Here is a 15825-nt window from a genome sequence, read left to right on the forward strand (position 1 = left end):
GGCGCGGGTGGAACGTTTCAACGCTCGAACGTTCAACCGTGTTCTTTTATCAACGACGCCATCTCTTGCTGAAAAGCGTCGATGATGGTTTCGGGGTCCGGCACCAGACCCGAGTCCGTGGCGACGCCCAAGCGCACCTGTCCGGCGTAACTGAGAATGCTGACGCCGAGGCCGAGGCGAGCCGATTGCGGTACCCAGAACATCATGCTGCGCATCGCCTTGCCCGCCAGGTAGATTTCTTCACGCGGTCCGGGAACGTTTGTCATTACGGCTGTCGCCTTTGATCCGAATAGCTGCAGGGCGACGCTTTCGACCTTCGGCCCCGTGAGGCCGACCGCGTTCAGCAGGGCGAAGATGACCATTGGCTCGGACGATCTCTTGATCGCGTCCATCCGCTGCTTGAGCTCGGTCAGCCGGTCATCACGATCGGCGATGCCGATCGGCAGGGCGAGGAAGACCAGTCCGAAGCGATTCCCCAGGTTGATGATGTCGGACTCGGGACGCAGGTTGACCGGCACCACGGCTCGAATGTCGAGATCGTCCTCGACGTCGACGTTGCGGCCGATGAGGTAACGCCGGATTGCGCCGGTGACGCCGGCTAGAAGGACATCATTGATCGTCGCGCCCTTGGACTTCGAGTAGGCCTTGACGTCCTCCAGTGGCAGAACGCGAGACCAGGCGCAGCGCTTGGAGGTCGTGAGCTCCCCTTTGAAGATGGTCTCGGGGTCGGCAGGCATGGTTGCCAGCCGGGCGAGAACAGCGGTCCCTTTCGCCCCTTCCGTCATCATCTCGGCGGCTCGCGAAGGGTCGGAAAGGGTTTCCAGCGTTTTGTCGACCAGTCGGGCGGTCACCCGACTGACGGAATACACCGCGTCGTTGACGACTTCCGGCAGCCAGAAACCCTGGCCCAACGGTTTTCGCCGCCGGTGCCCACGTCGCACCTTGGCAGAGCCCTTTGGCGAGTCGTCGGTGAGGCTGAGCAGCACCCGCACCAGGGCGATGCCGTCTGCGATGCAGTGGTGGATCTTTGCGACCACCGCCGAACCGCCACGGTAATTCTCGATGTATTGGAACTGCCACAGGGGCTTGGAGTAGTCGAGCGGGGTGCTCATGATCGTGCTCACCAGCTCCTGGAGCTCCTTCTGGCCTCCTGGATCCGGCAGTGCCACTCGCTGCAGGTGCGCGCGGAGGTTGAAGTGCTCGTCGTCGACCCAGCGCGGACCGAGGCCAGGCACGGTCGACAGCGCGACCTTCTGCCGAAATCGTTCGAACGGCAGGAGGCGGTCCTCGATCAGCTCCTTGAGCTCGTCGAAATCCAGCTTTTCGTAAAACGACATCACCCCGGTGATGAGCATCAGGTTGGTGGGGGACTCCATGTGCAGCCACGCCGCGTCCACGTTCGACATCGGCTTGCCTTCGAGCAGAGCCATTTCAGACGTCCTCCCCGCTGGTTCTGTGCAGACTTTACCAGAGCCGACGGGAGGGCAGTGGTTCGACTCGACGGCCTTTCCCTACCGCCCGCCCACGGCACTATGGCTCGACGGGTTCCCCTGCCCACCCAACCTCGGCTCGTCGGCACCTGTTCTCATCGATGCCGATGGCATGCCTGATCGATGAGTCCCCGCCGTTTTGCCGTCTGGCCGTCTCGCCGTCGAGCCGTCAGCCCTTCTACGGTGCCGCCCTGCCCTCCGATGAAATGCCGAGGGTTATTCCGGGATTGGGCGGCTTCAAGTAACGCGCGAGAAAGGCGTAGGTCTTCTTCCGATAGCCCCACGCCTCTGGCGTGTCGAGACGGTCGAAGCTGTGCCCGCCGGGGACGTCTGAGACCTCGTGCTCGAAATCCTTTCCCGCCGCGGTCAGGGCCTCGATCAGGTGCTGGACCTCTATATAGTTGACGTCTTCGTCGTGGATGTTGGTGTGGATCCGTAGGGGCTTGGTGAGCTTGTCGACCGACCACACCGGCGAGCGGCGCTTGTACTCCGCCAGGTTCTCCTCTGCGGACTTGCCGATGAAGTAGTCCGCTTCGTAAAGATCGCGGTATCCCTGGGAGGCGTAACCCATGCGCTGGACGAGATCAGAAACCGGAACGCCGGCGAAGCCGCAGGCGTAGGAATCGGGGTAGCGAAAGAGGCTGAAAAGGGTGATCAGTCCGCCGTGGCTCCAGCCGAGAATGCCGACCCGGCTGCGGTCGACGCGCGGGTGGTTCTCGACCACCCAATCACGGGCGGCGAGCGCATCCGCGACCTCGAGGCCACCGTAATCGATGTCCTCGTACATGCCGCGGCCGTAACCGGTGGAACCGCGATATTCCGGAGCAACGACGATGTAGCCCTGGGTGATCAGCTCGCGCACGATGTGCGCGTAGTAGGTGGTGAAGTCGCCGTGGACACCGCCGTGTGGCAGGACCAGTAACGGGAGTTTGCCTTCATCGTCGAAGCCTTTCGGCGTGAAGAGATAGGCGTAGAACTTGAGCTGATTGCCAGCATTGACGCCGGTCGGGTTCTCTTCCTTCCATCGTGGTGGACCGTAGATGCGGCTCTTGTCGACAACCGCTACATCACCGACCCGTTCGTACCAGAGGATGTCATCGATGCGCTTGGCGAGAACGTCGAGCTCGTGGCCGATGCTCTCGCGTGATTTCTTGATGGCTTCGACAGTCTCGTTCTCCGGGGAATCTGCGAAGACGGCGAGGTTGCATGAAAGAATGGTGGCGAGGAAGAGCACGGCGATTCGTTGCATGGCGCGGCCTCCTTCGGAGCACAATTCTATACCGGCGCCACAGGGCGGGTGCGCGGCAAATTCGAAATCCGAAATTCGAAATTCGAAATGCGTCGGGCGGCCGGTCACGCGTACCGTTCGAGAAACAGCTCGAGCAGGCGGTCTGCCTCGATCGACGGACGAAGACTCCACAGGATCTTGCGGTGTTCCTCCTCGTCGGCCACGTAGTCCCTGAGGAAAATCTGGATGCGCTCGCGCAGCCGTTCCTCGTCCATCTCGCTGTGGAACTGAGTGCCGTAGACCGGCTTTCCGCCAAGTCGTATGACCTGATGCGGACAGAGATCGGATCGTGCGAGTTCGAGCCAGCCGGGACCGAGCTCACGGACGCGGTCGTTGTGGCCGAGCTGGACGTGAAATGTCCTCGGAAACTCGGTGAAGAGCGGATCGGCCTCGCCGGCTTCGGTGAGTTCAATCGGAAATGTCCCGACCTCGGACCGCTCCCTGTCCTCGGTCACGCACCCGCCGCCGAGATCGGCCAGGAACTGATGTCCCCAGCAGGCGCCGAATACCGGGCGCTCATCGTCGATGAGTCGCTGAATGACCTCGCGAAGAGGTGCCGTGAACGGGTGCTCCCGGGTCACGGAATACGCGCCCGCGCCGCCAATCAGGACGGCATGGGCATCCTCGACATCCGACCACTGCACCTGCGGCGCGTCCGGCAGATTGATGAAACGGAACTGGTGTCTCGCGACCCGACAGCGCTCGATGAAACAGCTCTGCTCCTGTTTCAGCGAGACCAGCTCGTTTCGCACCTGCAGAAGGACCAGCCGGAGTCGGGTTCGCGGCGTCCCCATCAGCCTCGCCAGCCGTCTTTCCAGGAGCGAATTGTGGCAAAGACTTCGACCTCCGACGTGAGATCTCGCCCGGCAAACTGTCTCGCAGCGCTGATCACCGCCGGCTGTTGGCAACGGAGAAACGGGTTGGTTTCGAGCTCCTCCGCGATAGTGGATGGTACCGTCGGACGCCGAGCTGCGCGAGTGGTCCGAGCCCGTTCCGCGCGCGCCTCGAGAGCCCGATTGTCCGGCTCCACCTCGCGAGCGAATTGGAGATTGGCGACGGTGTACTCGTGCGCGCAGTAGACCAGGGTCTCTCCCGGGAGACCGGCGAGTAGGTTCAGCGAATTGTGCATCTGATCGGCGGTGCCCTCGAATATCCGACCGCAGCCGCCCGCGAATAGGGTGTCGCCGACGAAGGCGAAACCGTCGCCAAGATAGGCGATGTGCCCGGCGGTATGACCGGGGACGTCGATGACCGCCAGCTCGAGGCCGGTTTCGGGTAGAAGCGCTCGATCGCCACCGCCGATGGGTCGGTCGACCGTCGAGATGCTCTCCCGCGCAGGACCGTAGACTGGCGAGGAATGACTCCCGAGCACATCGCTCACGCCTCCGACGTGGTCGCCGTGATGGTGGGTGAGGAGGATGGCCTCGAGCTTCAGCTCGCGTTTTTCGAGAATCTCGAGCACGAGCTCGGCCTCACCCGGATCGACGACGACCGCTCCATCCGAGGACGGCGCCGTCATCAGCCAGATGTAATTGTCGGAGAACGCGGGAACGGGTTCGATGATTGCCATTGGCTCATGCTGCCAAAGCCCGGCGGCGACAGTCAAATGATCCCCGTTCGATCGGGCAAATCGATGGACGTGGCAGAATGCTGAAATGAAAACCCGCTATCTGTTGGTTGCCGACAGTCTGGACGATCTCAATCCCGAGTTTGACCTCGGAGTCTGCTTGAGCACCGAGCTCATTGATCGCGGTATCGGTGTCGACTATCTCGACCTTCCGGCTACCGATCCCGATCAGAGTTCTGAAGGATATCTCGCGAGCCTTCCGGTGCGCGAAATTTTTTCGTCGGAAGCGGCACGAGTCCCGTTCTGGGAACTCGGACCGTCTCGAAACGCTGATGTCCGTGAGTATCGGGTCATTCTCCAGCGCAAGGACCCACCGGTCGACCAGGCGTTCATTTTGCGGGCTCGGCATTTCGAGGCCGCGCCGGAAGAGATCGTCCAGATCAACCAACCCCCGGCCACTTACAAGCTCTCAGAGCACACCGCCGCCCTCCGCTATCCGGAGTACGCCGCGCCGACCCGGGTATGTTCGAGCCTGGATGAGGTACTGGCTGCCGTCCGCGAAATGCCCGGCGAGGCAGTGCTCAAGCCAGAGAACACCTACTGCGGCATCGGCGTCACCTTTGTCGAGCCAACCGCGTCGGAGGCCTTGATCACGGCCTATTGGGACGAGTGGAAGCCGCACGTAATCGTCCAGCCGTATCTCGACGCAATCGAGTCGTCCGGCGACCTCAGGATCCTGACGATCAACGAAGTGGTCCTGGGATCAGTGCTGCGCGTCCCCGCGGATGGCTCCAGGCTCGCCAACCTGCACCAGGGTGCGACCGCGGCGCCGCTCGAGCCGACGCCCCGCCAGCTGGAAGCCTGCAAGGTGGTAGCGAAGGACCTCAATCCCCTCGGACTGCACCTCCTTGGTCTCGATTTTATCGGCGAACACCTGACTGAGGTGAACTTTACCTCGCCGACGACAATTGTTCAGATCAACAGGGTCAACGGCATCCGGGCGGACATTGTCCTGGTCGACGAGCTTGAGCGAATGTGGAGAGCAAGAGTCTTCAACGACTTCGGCTGACTCGCGAAATCAGTGGAGCATTTCGTTGAGGTATCCGGTCAGGCGCGCGCGATCGCCCTCGCGGAAGCCGTCGAACCGTGCACCGACACCCTCCATCTTCTCAGACTCGATGTTGGTAGTGCGGGCAATGGTCGCGCGGCCTCGTATCGATTCGGGTTGGCCAGGGATGTTGATCTCGAAATCAATCGTCGTGCCAGGCGGATAGTGCCCGAAACCACGAAGCAGCATTCCGGATTCCGAGACGTTCTCGGTCTGGCAGAACGTTCGAAGCGGACGGCGGTCGAGGTGGAGAACGACCCGGGTCGGGGCGCGCAGGGGCGCGCGAGGTGCGACCGACGAAAGTTCCAGAATCGCCGGTGCGAGACGATCTTGCATCTGATCGACGGAGATGGCTCGATTGATGCCGACGCCGATGCCGACGAATGTCTCGGCGGCTTCCATGTGTCTCGGCTCGGAGAGCAAGATGATGCCGCATTGCTGATTGACCGAGCCTGGAGATCGAACGCAACGGACGAAACGGCGCAGGGCGTTGATAGACCCGGGAAAGCCGATCACGATGGCGTCGAACGAGTAGGTTTGCACGAGTTCCAGCGTATTGTCGTCCCAGGGGGCCATCTGGAGCTCGATATCGCTCGCGGCGACCGCTCTGTTCGCCTCGGAAAAGGTCGCTGTGTCGACGCGGGTCATGAGGACGTTGGCAGTCACAGGTTCTTCTCTAGCTGGTCATTATAGTCACAGAATGAGGACTTTGCGAACACCTCGGGTGTTGATGATCACAAAAGCCCTGGAACTCAGGCATGCTCTCGGGCACACTGATCGCGATGACATCTCGGTCTGGCGACGATACGCGGTCCAAATTGCAAATTAGTCGCAATACCTCTCTGGCTTCGATGACCAGCCTCGAGCTCGGGGGTGCGGCCGACAGATTCGTGACAATCGGGAGTGTCGATGAAGTGCGAGAGGCGGTCTGCTTCGCTCGATCCGAGCGGCTTCCGATCTGCGTTCTGGGCTTTGGATCCAACGTCGTGATCGCAGACGAGGGCGTGCTGGGTCTGATGATCCACCCGGCCATCAGCGGCTTTGAGTTGGAGAGAGAAAGACGTGGCAGGCGCGTTCAGCTGACAGCCTCCGCTGGAGAATCGTGGGACGACCTCGTGGCGATGACGGTGGACCAGAGCCTCGCTGGCGTCGAATGCCTGTCCGGCATTCCCGGGTCGGTGGGTGCGGCGCCGATCCAGAACATCGGCGCTTACGGACAGGAGGTCGCATCGGTGATCGATCGGGTCCGGGTCCTCGACCTTGCGAATCTCGAGGTGAGCTGGATCTGGCACGAGCGGTGCGGCTTCGGCTACAGGACCAGCATCTTCCGCAGAGATCCGGGACGGTACCTGGTTCTGGCGGTGAGTTTTAGCCTCGTTTCTGGTGGCCGGGCCGCGATCCGGTATGACGAGTTGAAACGTACGCTCGGAGTCGGTCGGACTTTGCCTCCCGTGGAAGATGTGCGCGAGGCGGTGCTCGAACTCCGGCGGTCAAAATCGATGTTGATTGAAGAGGGTGACCCGAACCGGCGCAGCGTGGGGTCCTTCTTCCTCAATCCTGTGGTCGATCCGAGGAGCCTTCGGTCGTTGGAGGTCTACGCACGCGAGACGGCGACTTCCGGCCAGACGGACCATGTCCCCGCCTTCCCAGTTGCGGACGGAAAATTCAAGGTGCCTGCTGCCTGGCTGATCGAACGGGCGGGTTTCAAGAAGGGGATGCGTAGGGGATCGGTGGGCATTTCGACCGCCCATTCGCTGGCCCTGGTGCATCACGGTGGCGGTACGACTGCCGAGTTGATCGAGCTGGCGCGGGAGATCCGCGACGGGGTTCGGAGGGAGACCGGAATCGAGCTCGAGCCTGAGCCGACGTTTTTCGGCTTCCCGACCGCAAATCCACTCGCGGATACAGTTGAGAGTTAAGAGTTAAGAGTTAAGAGTTGAAAGTTGCGCTCGTCCTCCCGTTGCCAGGTGCGCGTGGGTGGGAACTCTAAACTCTCAACTCTGAATTCTGCACTCTGCAACCGTAACGCTAATCAGCCGAGTACGTCACCTCGAGACGCCGCGCGACTCGACCGGCGAGATACACCAGCACTGCCGAGCTGACCAACAAGGCCAGCAACGCGATCCATCGGGGGACGGGATCCGCCAGCAGGGCGAATGCGCCGAGGCCAACGGGCACCGGTGCGAAGGACACCAGATAGTGAATGAAGCTCAGGAACTTGAGGACGTTCGGCAAAAAGGGTGTCAGCGTTTCCCACCCGAGGAAGAGAATGGCGGGCACCATCGGGTTTTTGAAGTACAGCCCGGCAAGCATGAAGAGGGCGCCATAAGCGATGCACGCCAGAACGACGATCAGCTCGTAGCTCGCGAGTTGAGAGATGCCGGCGCCGGAGAGGAGCAGGCGGATACCCGCCGAGCCGTGCGGCAGATAGACCAAGAGATAGGTCAGGGCAGTCGTCGGAATCAGGACCAGAGAGGCCGCCAGGACGCCACCGAGGTACTTTCCCCATACGAGCCGATTGCGGGGCACCGGTGCGAGCAGGGTGTAGTGGAGTGATTTCTCGAGCATCTCTCCGCGAAAGAGGCGGACGAAGATCAGGGCGTTGGCGAAGAAGACGACGAAACGGAGGAGAAAGAAGTGAAAGACTTCGGCAAACTCGTTGGTCGCGTGAATCGCGTCGGCGCGCATCGAGGGTGGCATGAACAGCGCCCGCAGCACCATCAGGGCAAACGGCATCCCAACCAGCACGTAGACTGGAAGCGAACGGCGGCTGACGAGGCTACGCCGGATTTCGCTCTTGGCGAGGGTCGAGACCTGCAGTCGGCGAACGGTGGTCGCGTCGGTCATGCGCTGCCTCCGCCCGGAGCTTCACCAATCAGGTAGTCGTAGACCGCGTGCACGCTCTCGTCCGCCGGAGCGATGGTCTCGACCACCACCTCGTCGTCGATGACGATGCGGTTGAACTCCGTGAAGAAGGCCGATGCGTCTTTGGTGCGCACGAGCAGGGCGTCGTCCTCGACGATGCGCACCTCGACGACGTGTTCGAGCTCGACGACTCGTGATGCCACCAGATGCGGCTTGTCGCTGCGGATCAGGAGCTGGATGGGATGGGCGGTGATCTCGCCGCGGACCTCGCGGATCCCGCCCTCGGCGACGATCGTTCCCCCGTGGATCATGATGACACCGTCGGAAATCACGTCGACCTCGTGCAGGATGTGGCTGGACACGATGACGTGCCGTCCTTCCGCGGCGAACTGTGTGAAGAGATCGATCATCTCGGCGCGACCCATCGGGTCAAGCCCGTTCAGTGGTTCATCGAGGACCAGGACGCGGGGATCGTGGCAGTGCGCGTGGGCGAGCTTGATGCGCTGCCGCATACCCTTCGAATAACCCGCTATCTTCCGGTTTGCGGCTTCCGTCAGCCCGACACGGGTCAACGCCTTCCAGGCCTTTTCGTCGATCTCCTCTGAGGAAAGGCCATGCAGGGCAAGGGCGTGGCGAAGAAACCCGAGGCCGGTCGATCCGTTCGGAAAATTGTCGTACTGGGTGCAGTAGCCGACCAGGCGGAAGAGGTCCTCGGGCCGGTCCGGTGGCAGACCGAGGACCGAGATGTCGCCACGGGTCGGGCGCAAGAGCCCCGTCATCAGGTGCATGAGCGTGCTCTTACCGGAGCCATTGGGTCCGACCAGCCCGGTCAGCCCCGGCGCGATCTCGAGGTTCACCCTGTTCACGCCGAGGACCTCGCCATAGAACTTCGAGACCTCGCGGAAGACGATGTGCTCCGAGGTCATGTGACAACCTCATGGGGACGGAGCTTGCGGCCGAGCAGCCATATGCTGAGCGCGGTGGTGGCGATGAGCGTGGACCAGTTCAGCCACACCGGCAGTCCGCTCGGTGTCGGCGCTCCGAAGAGCGAGAGCACGACGCTGTTGATGGCGCGGACCAGGTGGAAGAGATCGCCGAACGAGGTACCAGTCACGCCGTTGACCGCTTGCGCGAATCCCGCGAGGATGAAGATGATGGCGAAGAGTGCACCCCGCGCGGCCGGCTTGAATTTGACCCAGGCGGAGATCGCGAGGGTCAGCGTCGAGATGACGACGATCCAGGCGGCATGCCCGCCGACGTAGGCGATTCCAATCCGGTAGTTCTCGAGTGCCCAGTCCGCCCCCTCGAAATACGCCTGAAGCAGGAATATGGCCAGCCCCATGACCCAGGTCATGGGTGACAGCAATATTGCCAGCACCGCCGCCTTGCCGAGGACATACTCGTGGCGGTCGATCGGCCGACCGAGATAGAGGGGCAGGGCGTTGTTGGAGAGGTCGGAAGCTATCAGGTTCGGCGAGATGATCACCGCGACGAGGAAGGCCGGGATGGCCTGCCAGGAGAAGAGGACCATGAAGAACTGGTCGGTGAGAACGTTCATCAGGTCGGGCGGCGCGCCGAGCTGTTGCAGCAGGGACGCGTTGTGGCTCAGATAGATGAAGAAAATGCCGGCGACCGAGGGCAGGTAGCACAGTGCGTAGAATGCGGTGAATAGCCGCGAGGCGAATGCGTCGGCGATGGCGTATCGAGTGACCACGAGCCACCGCCGCCGGAGCGAGGTCAGCTCGCCGTGGTACCGGCGCCAAGTGCGCTCATAGACCGCCATGGTCGCCCTCCATGGCCCGCAGGAAGATGTCCTGCAGCGAATCGCGTTTGAGGTCGAGTCGGCGGATACCGACGCCGAGATCGCGTGCAACGATGTAAAGGTCACGGACGTTGCGCTCCGCGGGGAGCACGAGCTTGAGCCGACCGCCATCGCGCACCGCGATCTCGCACCCCAACTCCGAGAGCTTCGCCGCGAACCTGTCGTCAGGCGACTGGAGCTCGATCTCGACGAATGACAGATTGGCCCTGCGTTCCGCCTGCAGATCGCAGCTGGCGGCGATCTCCCCGTTCTTGAGGATCAGGACCTCGTCGCAGACCGACTCGACGTCGCCGAGCAGGTGCGAGGACAGAAGGATGCTCGTCTCGCCGCCGTCGCGGATATCCGTTACCAGGTCGAGCATGCGCTTCCTCGCCGGCGGGTCGAGACCGTTGGTGGGTTCGTCAAGCATCAGCAGCTGCGGTCCGTGGACCAGGGCCTGGGCGAGCTTGACCATCTGTTTCATGCCGGTGGAGAAGGTCCCGAGCTTGCGGTAGCGGGCCTCGCCGAGACCGACGTAGAAGAGAGTCTCGTGCGCACGTTCGAGAGCGGCCTCGGACGGCAGGCCGCTGAGCTCGGCCATCAGTCGAACGAAGTGAATAGCGGTCATTCCAGCGATGAAGCTGTCGTTTTCAGGCATGTATCCGACGAGAGACCTGAGCTCCTTGCTCTGGTCGGTGAGGGACAGGCCGAGTATGTTCGCGCTTCCGGCTGTGGGAGGGAAGAAGCCGAGCATGGTGCGCAGCAGCGTCGTCTTACCAGCGCCATTCGGACCGAGCAGACCGATCACGCGCCCACCGAGAGTGGCGTGCAGATCCATCAGGATCGGGCGACCGCCGAGGTCAACCGAGAGGCCATCAAGCTCGACGGCCGGCGGTTTCGGGGCGAGGTCTGGCGTCATCCGGAGGATGATACAGGGTCGCCCGTGTCGACCTGTTGCACCGGGCTCGACTGCTCGAGAGAGGCGCCGAGCATGCCGAGCGTCGAAGCCACGCCGACCAGACTTCCGCCGGTCGCGGAGGCGGTGATCCTCTCCGGCTCGCCGAAGACACACACCAGGCCTTGGCTGAGACCATCGTCGAGCGAAGCTGCGAGCTCGAGATCACCCAGAATCTCGGGCGGGACGGCGTCGATGAGCGAGCCGAGGTCCCGGTAAACGAGTGCCGAGCAGTCCGTGAAGCCGTTGTCCGGCAAAAGAGCCTTGAATGTTGCCGAGCTCGCCAGGGTCAGGTTCGAGTTGCGGTAGGCGATTGCCTGTTCGATCAGCGCCCGGCTCGGCGCAACCACCAGGAAGCCGTCGACTACGGTCATGACCGCTACTCTGTCGAAGCCCTCGCGGCGGACGCTGACGTAGTTACGACCGGACTCCACCGAGCTCTCGATGACCAGAAGCGCTTCACTCTGCGCTGCGAGTTCCTGGTTGACGCGCGCAATCACCTGTTCCACGGTGTGCATGAGCGTGCCGGGATCGTAAACCTCGACGATCAGCTTCCACGAGGGCACCGGCAGCATCGGCCCGTCGATCGCGAATGCCGCTTCACCTCCGAAGGTCGCCGCCAGGTCAGCACGGAGGTCGAATCCAATCTCCTCTTCGCAGCGCCGCAGCTCATCAATGGTGGCCGGATCCTCGGAGGCGGCGAGCTCGAGCAGGTCGTCAAACATCCGTGAGGCGTCGACCGTGACCGCGGCAGCGACCAGGTAGGCATCCGGGGAGACGAAGTCCAGGCTTCCCATGGGCGCCGGTTCGGCAAGCCACGCGGCCATTCCGTGCCTCGGTTTCGTGAAGCGGATATCGGCGTTGGTGGCGTACCAATCGCCGTCGCGATGGCGTTCAATGAGCACAGTGCTCGCGTCGAGCAGCCCGAGCCGATCCAGGGTCGCCGCATCTTCTTCCGAAGCATCCTTGAGGTTTTCGGAGATCGCTGCTGCCAGGTCGGCGCCGAGTAACCACGAAATGCCTCCGGCGTAGGCCTGTGCGAGCTGTGTGTGGAGGGCACTTCCGGGGAATGTGCGCTGTGACGGGTCGTCGACTCTCCGGGCAAGGACGCGCAATGATTCGAGGTCGCCTGCAGCGGCGAACACATCGCCTTCGACCCAGAGAAAGAGATCTTCGCCGCTCGCCGTGGCAGTTCTGGGATCGTCGACGATCACCGCAGCGGGCTGGTCGGGGCTCTCTGAATTGGCAATCTCGATCACCGCGCCAAGCTCTGCTCGGAAGGCGGTCGGGTCATCGAGTCCGGCCATGAATAGGGGCATGCCCTGTTCGTGGATAGCGGACAGCGGGACCGTCAGCACCGCCTCATCGCCCATCGCCTCACCCAGGGGCTGGAGTCGATCGAGCAGGTCGTCGATCTCGGCGTCGATTCCGTTTGCGACGACCTCCTCCTGCCACCACTGGGCGAGCGCCGCACTCGAGGCGAGCCTGTCGTAGAAGGCCGCGCGCACCTCATCGAGGTCGGTCGTGATGTTGGGCATGGCCACATACACAAAGGTGTCGCCTGGAGCGAGGTCTAGGAGGAAGGTCGAGGTGCGGGGCGGGGCATTATCGACGGCATCGACAATCGCCTTGCGCAATTCCGTTAGCTCGTGCAGGAGCGCCCTGTGTTTCTCGGCGTCTCGACTCCACGCAATTTCGGACTCGACCGGCACCGGCCGGAGGCGATCGCCGGTCGTGATCTGATCGCCTGGGCTGAGAAACGCGCTGACTGAGCCCTCGCGGACCTCCACCTCGCCCTCGATCACGGAGACCCGCGAGCCCTTGAGCCCGTGGTTGACGGCGAAGATCGTCCCCTTGACAGCGACCTCGCAGTCGTTGGTTGCGACGTAGAGGCGGCCGCTGCCCTGGTCCGCGGCGGTGACGATGATGTTGCCGCGGGCCAGGTCGATTGTTGTACCTCTCCTCGACGCGCCGAGCTCGAGCTCCGACCTTTCGGCCATTTCGACCAGCGAACCGTCGTCGAGCCGCAGCACCGCACCGGAACTCTTGCCGCTGCGAAGCACCTGGCCGGCTCGGATCTCGCTGGCCACGGCGAGCGTCTGGATCGAGTTCCGGTCGACGATCTGCAGACTGCCATCGATCGACTCGACGCTCGCTCGAAGCTCGCGATTGGCAGTGATGTTTCCAATCATGCGCCAGGCGACAAACCCTCCTAGCAGCACCAGTGCGATCGCAGCGGCCCGCAGCGCGGCGCGGATGAACCGCGGCTTCGCGTGGCTTGAGATAGCCGGTGCCACCGGAGCGGCGACGCCACGCTCCTCCATCAACACGCGACGGCACGGGACACATTCACGCGTGTGGTCGCCAACCAGCAGCGCGCGCGGAGGGGGAAGCTCTCCGGCGACGTAGGCTGGGATCTCGGCCTGGTAGTCCGCGCAGGTAATGAGCGGACGGGAGAGGCCACCTGCGAAACCGAGCCGCCTGCCGACCTTCTCGGTGATCGACCGTGTCGTGTCCTCGTCGAGGTGCTGGCCGCGAATCTCGGCCGCGGCACGATCGAGCGGGTTGCTGTCTTGATGTTTATCGGTCATTGCAGACCTCCCATGAACGGGGCCATTTCGTCTTTGAGGCGGCCTCGCGCGCGGTGAAGGGTCACCGCGACGGTGTTGGTCGATGTGTCCAGCGTTCTGGCGATTTCGGTGTTATTCATTCCCTCGAAGTAGCGCATGACGAAAATCTCCGCGCTGCGACGACCGATCTTGGTCAGCGCCCGGCGGAGGAGCTCCTGAAGCTCGCGACCGTGGTGAACGCGGTCGGGCGCGGGTGTCGGATCGTGCCCGATGTCCTCGCCTGTAAGTTCGAGGGATACGCCGCTGCGGGCGTATCTCGACTGCACGATATCGAGCGCGGCATTGGTAGCGGCGCGCCGAAGATAGGCGCGTGATCCACTCGAGAAATCGGGCGGCTCGGACCGGTTGGCGAGGCGGGTGAAGACGGTTTGCAGCACATCTTCGGCGTCGTCGGCGCTGCCGGTGACCCTGTAGGCGGTCTGGACGACCGCCGCCGCATCTTCGCGGTATATGGTCTCGAGCCAGCTCGATGCGTCGGTTTCTGGTTTGACGAGAGCAGCTTGCACTCGGTCCTCCTCTTTGCGTTCGTCAACCATAGAAACGCACCTCCGGCGCCTAGATTAACGAATTCTGTCGTCCCAGGATGCAAAAACTTAGCGATGGCTGGGCGTGCAGGGAAGCAAAGGAGAAAGATGGGAGGGAGGAACGGGACCCGAAATCGGAGTCCTGAATTCGGAATTCGGAATGCCGCTCGCTTTTTCCTGTCTCTATCGTTCCTTTTCTCGTTTTCTCCTTATCCGCTTTGCAGCCTTGCAGTCACGCAAACCGACGTGGCATAGTGCGGCATCAGTTCCAAAGGGAGGCGCATGGCAGAACACATCGTCGAGTTGGAGGCGGACCATCCAGGGTTCAACGACCCCGACTACCGGCGGCGCCGTGACGAGATCGCCAAGCTCGCGCCGCCCCTCGACTCTGGGGAGCCCCCGCGGCGAATCGCGTACACCGCTGCGGAGCGCGCGACATGGGCGACCGTGTTCGACAAGCTCACGGACCTGTATCCGACCCATGCCTGTCGCGAGTTCGTCGAGGTGGTGGGGGAAATCGGCTATGCCGAGAGCGAGGTGCCCCAGCTGGCCGACGTCAGTGAATTCCTGACCGAGCGGACTGGCTTCCGGTTGCAGCCGGTCGCTGGCCTGGTATCGGCGCGCCAGTTCCTCGGCGCCCTCTCGCGACGGGTCTTTTCGGCGACCCAGTATATCCGCCATCACTCGCAACCGCTCTACACCCCGGAGCCTGACATCGTCCACGAACTGATGGGCCACGCACCGATGCTGGCGATCCCCGAGTTTGCCGACCTCTCGCAGAAGATCGGCGAGGGTTCTCTGCGAGCCGACGACGATCAGGTAGAGCAACTGGCTACCCTCTACTGGTTCACGATCGAGTACGGGGTGCTCTTTGAAGGCGATGAATTGAAGGCCTACGGCGCAGGCCTGCTTTCGAGCTTCGGAGAGCTCGAGCACGCTTTGTCCGGGGCGGTGGAGATTCGCTCTTTCGACCCCTGGCAGGCGAAGGACACCGAGTATCCGATCACGTCCTACCAGCCACTTCTGTGGAGCGTGACTTCGATCGGCGAAGCGTTCGAGAAGATGAACAAGTTCGTGGAAACGATTGAATAATCGAAAGTTTAGAGTTGAGAGCTTTGAGTTTCGAGTGTGGAAGGTATCCCTAGGCGAGTGGACTGGGACTCTCAACTCTTCAATCTCGACTCTCAACTTTGTAGAGCCTGAAGTTAAACGTCGAAAAACCCGCCGATCTTCGAGGTGTCGAGGAAGACCTCGCCGTCCGTCACCTCGATTGGAAGCGACTTGAGGTGTGAGCCTTCGCAGGGGCCGCTCACGCATAGACCGTCGTTCGGCTGATATCGAGCGCCGTGGGACGAACACACCAGGTACCGTCCCGTCGGGTCCCACAGGTCCCTCGGCTCGCGGTCGTCGAGCCGCATCGGCAAGTGACGGCACTCGTTCTTGTACGCGCGCACGCCTCCGTTTGGCAAGCTCAGGAGGATACCTTCCTCATCGAAAGGTCCGTCACGATAGCTGAAGCGGAGGCCTTCGGTGGGAATCTCGTCGACCCGGGCGATGCGTTCCATTCGAATCATGATATCAGCGGGGCTGAAGCCAG

15 protein-coding genes are annotated in these 15825 nt (G+C 62.5%); 3 read left to right on the forward strand and 12 right to left on the reverse strand.

Going from position 1 to position 15825, the window contains the following annotated elements; all coding sequences use genetic code 11:
• Positions 1-32 precede the first annotated feature (32 nt).
• The 4 genes from LJE93_07265 to gloB all read right to left on the reverse strand — a co-directional run bounded on the left by LJE93_07265 (position 33) and on the right by gloB (position 4348).
• Positions 33-1430 (reverse strand): wax ester/triacylglycerol synthase family O-acyltransferase, encoded by a 1398-nt coding sequence (locus LJE93_07265; GenBank protein MCG6948692.1) that lies wholly within the window; start codon positions 1428-1430, stop codon positions 33-35.
• Between the two features lie 238 nt (positions 1431-1668).
• A complete protein-coding gene (locus LJE93_07270) occupies positions 1669-2739 on the reverse strand; it encodes a prolyl oligopeptidase family serine peptidase (GenBank protein MCG6948693.1) in 1071 nt (356 codons plus the stop codon).
• Positions 2740-2843: 104 nt separating this feature from the next.
• A complete protein-coding gene (locus LJE93_07275) occupies positions 2844-3572 on the reverse strand; it encodes a type 1 glutamine amidotransferase (protein MCG6948694.1) in 729 nt (242 codons plus the stop codon).
• Entirely contained in the window at positions 3572-4348 is a 777-nt protein-coding gene (gene gloB / locus LJE93_07280; GenBank protein ID MCG6948695.1) for a hydroxyacylglutathione hydrolase, read from the reverse strand. The genes LJE93_07275 and gloB overlap by 1 nt, the downstream gene beginning before the upstream one ends.
• 85 nt (positions 4349-4433) lie before the next feature.
• Here gloB and LJE93_07285 point away from each other — a divergent pair, with 85 nt between their 5' ends.
• Entirely contained in the window at positions 4434-5414 is a 981-nt protein-coding gene (locus LJE93_07285) for a hypothetical protein (GenBank protein ID MCG6948696.1), read from the forward strand.
• A gap of 9 nt (positions 5415-5423) precedes the next feature.
• Here the strand turns inward: LJE93_07285 and LJE93_07290 are convergent, their stop codons facing one another.
• The gene (locus LJE93_07290; protein ID MCG6948697.1) at positions 5424-6119 is read right to left on the reverse strand and encodes a PilZ domain-containing protein; all 696 of its coding nucleotides are present in this window, start codon (positions 6117-6119) and stop codon (positions 5424-5426) included.
• A gap of 116 nt (positions 6120-6235) precedes the next feature.
• Here LJE93_07290 and LJE93_07295 point away from each other — a divergent pair, with 116 nt between their 5' ends.
• Positions 6236-7372: a UDP-N-acetylmuramate dehydrogenase gene (locus tag LJE93_07295; GenBank protein MCG6948698.1), complete on the forward strand. Its 1137-nt coding sequence runs from the start codon at positions 6236-6238 to the stop codon at positions 7370-7372.
• Between the two features lie 109 nt (positions 7373-7481).
• On the opposite strand, the gene LJE93_07300 is transcribed toward LJE93_07295, so the two are convergent.
• From LJE93_07300 to LJE93_07325, 6 genes are read right to left on the reverse strand one after another with little or no spacing between them, the layout of a single operon-like run.
• Positions 7482-8300: a hypothetical protein gene (locus LJE93_07300; GenBank protein ID MCG6948699.1), complete on the reverse strand. Its 819-nt coding sequence runs from the start codon at positions 8298-8300 to the stop codon at positions 7482-7484.
• Positions 8297-9244, reverse strand: coding sequence for an ABC transporter ATP-binding protein (locus LJE93_07305; protein MCG6948700.1), 948 nt, complete (start codon positions 9242-9244; stop codon positions 8297-8299). Before LJE93_07305 ends, LJE93_07300 begins: the two co-directional genes overlap by 4 nt.
• Positions 9241-10101 (reverse strand): hypothetical protein, encoded by an 861-nt coding sequence (locus tag LJE93_07310; protein ID MCG6948701.1) that lies wholly within the window; start codon positions 10099-10101, stop codon positions 9241-9243. Before LJE93_07310 ends, LJE93_07305 begins: the two co-directional genes overlap by 4 nt.
• Complete coding sequence (locus LJE93_07315) at positions 10088-11038, reverse strand: ABC transporter ATP-binding protein (protein ID MCG6948702.1); 951 nt, start codon at positions 11036-11038, stop codon at positions 10088-10090. Before LJE93_07315 ends, LJE93_07310 begins: the two co-directional genes overlap by 14 nt.
• Positions 11035-13665 (reverse strand): FecR domain-containing protein, encoded by a 2631-nt coding sequence (locus tag LJE93_07320; GenBank protein ID MCG6948703.1) that lies wholly within the window; start codon positions 13663-13665, stop codon positions 11035-11037. Before LJE93_07320 ends, LJE93_07315 begins: the two co-directional genes overlap by 4 nt.
• Positions 13662-14210 (reverse strand): sigma-70 family RNA polymerase sigma factor, encoded by a 549-nt coding sequence (locus LJE93_07325; GenBank protein ID MCG6948704.1) that lies wholly within the window; start codon positions 14208-14210, stop codon positions 13662-13664. The genes LJE93_07320 and LJE93_07325 overlap by 4 nt, the downstream gene beginning before the upstream one ends.
• Before the next feature lie 300 nt (positions 14211-14510).
• Between LJE93_07325 and LJE93_07330 the strand changes: the two genes are divergently transcribed.
• Entirely contained in the window at positions 14511-15320 is an 810-nt protein-coding gene (locus LJE93_07330; protein ID MCG6948705.1) for a phenylalanine 4-monooxygenase, read from the forward strand.
• A gap of 113 nt (positions 15321-15433) precedes the next feature.
• On the opposite strand, the gene LJE93_07335 is transcribed toward LJE93_07330, so the two are convergent.
• Positions 15434-15793 (reverse strand): Rieske 2Fe-2S domain-containing protein, encoded by a 360-nt coding sequence (locus LJE93_07335; GenBank protein ID MCG6948706.1) that lies wholly within the window; start codon positions 15791-15793, stop codon positions 15434-15436.
• Between the last annotated feature and the right edge of the window lie 32 nt (positions 15794-15825).

Source organism: Acidobacteriota bacterium, assembly GCA_022340665.1.
In the GTDB taxonomy this organism is placed as follows: Bacteria; Acidobacteriota; Thermoanaerobaculia; order Thermoanaerobaculales; family Sulfomarinibacteraceae; genus Sulfomarinibacter.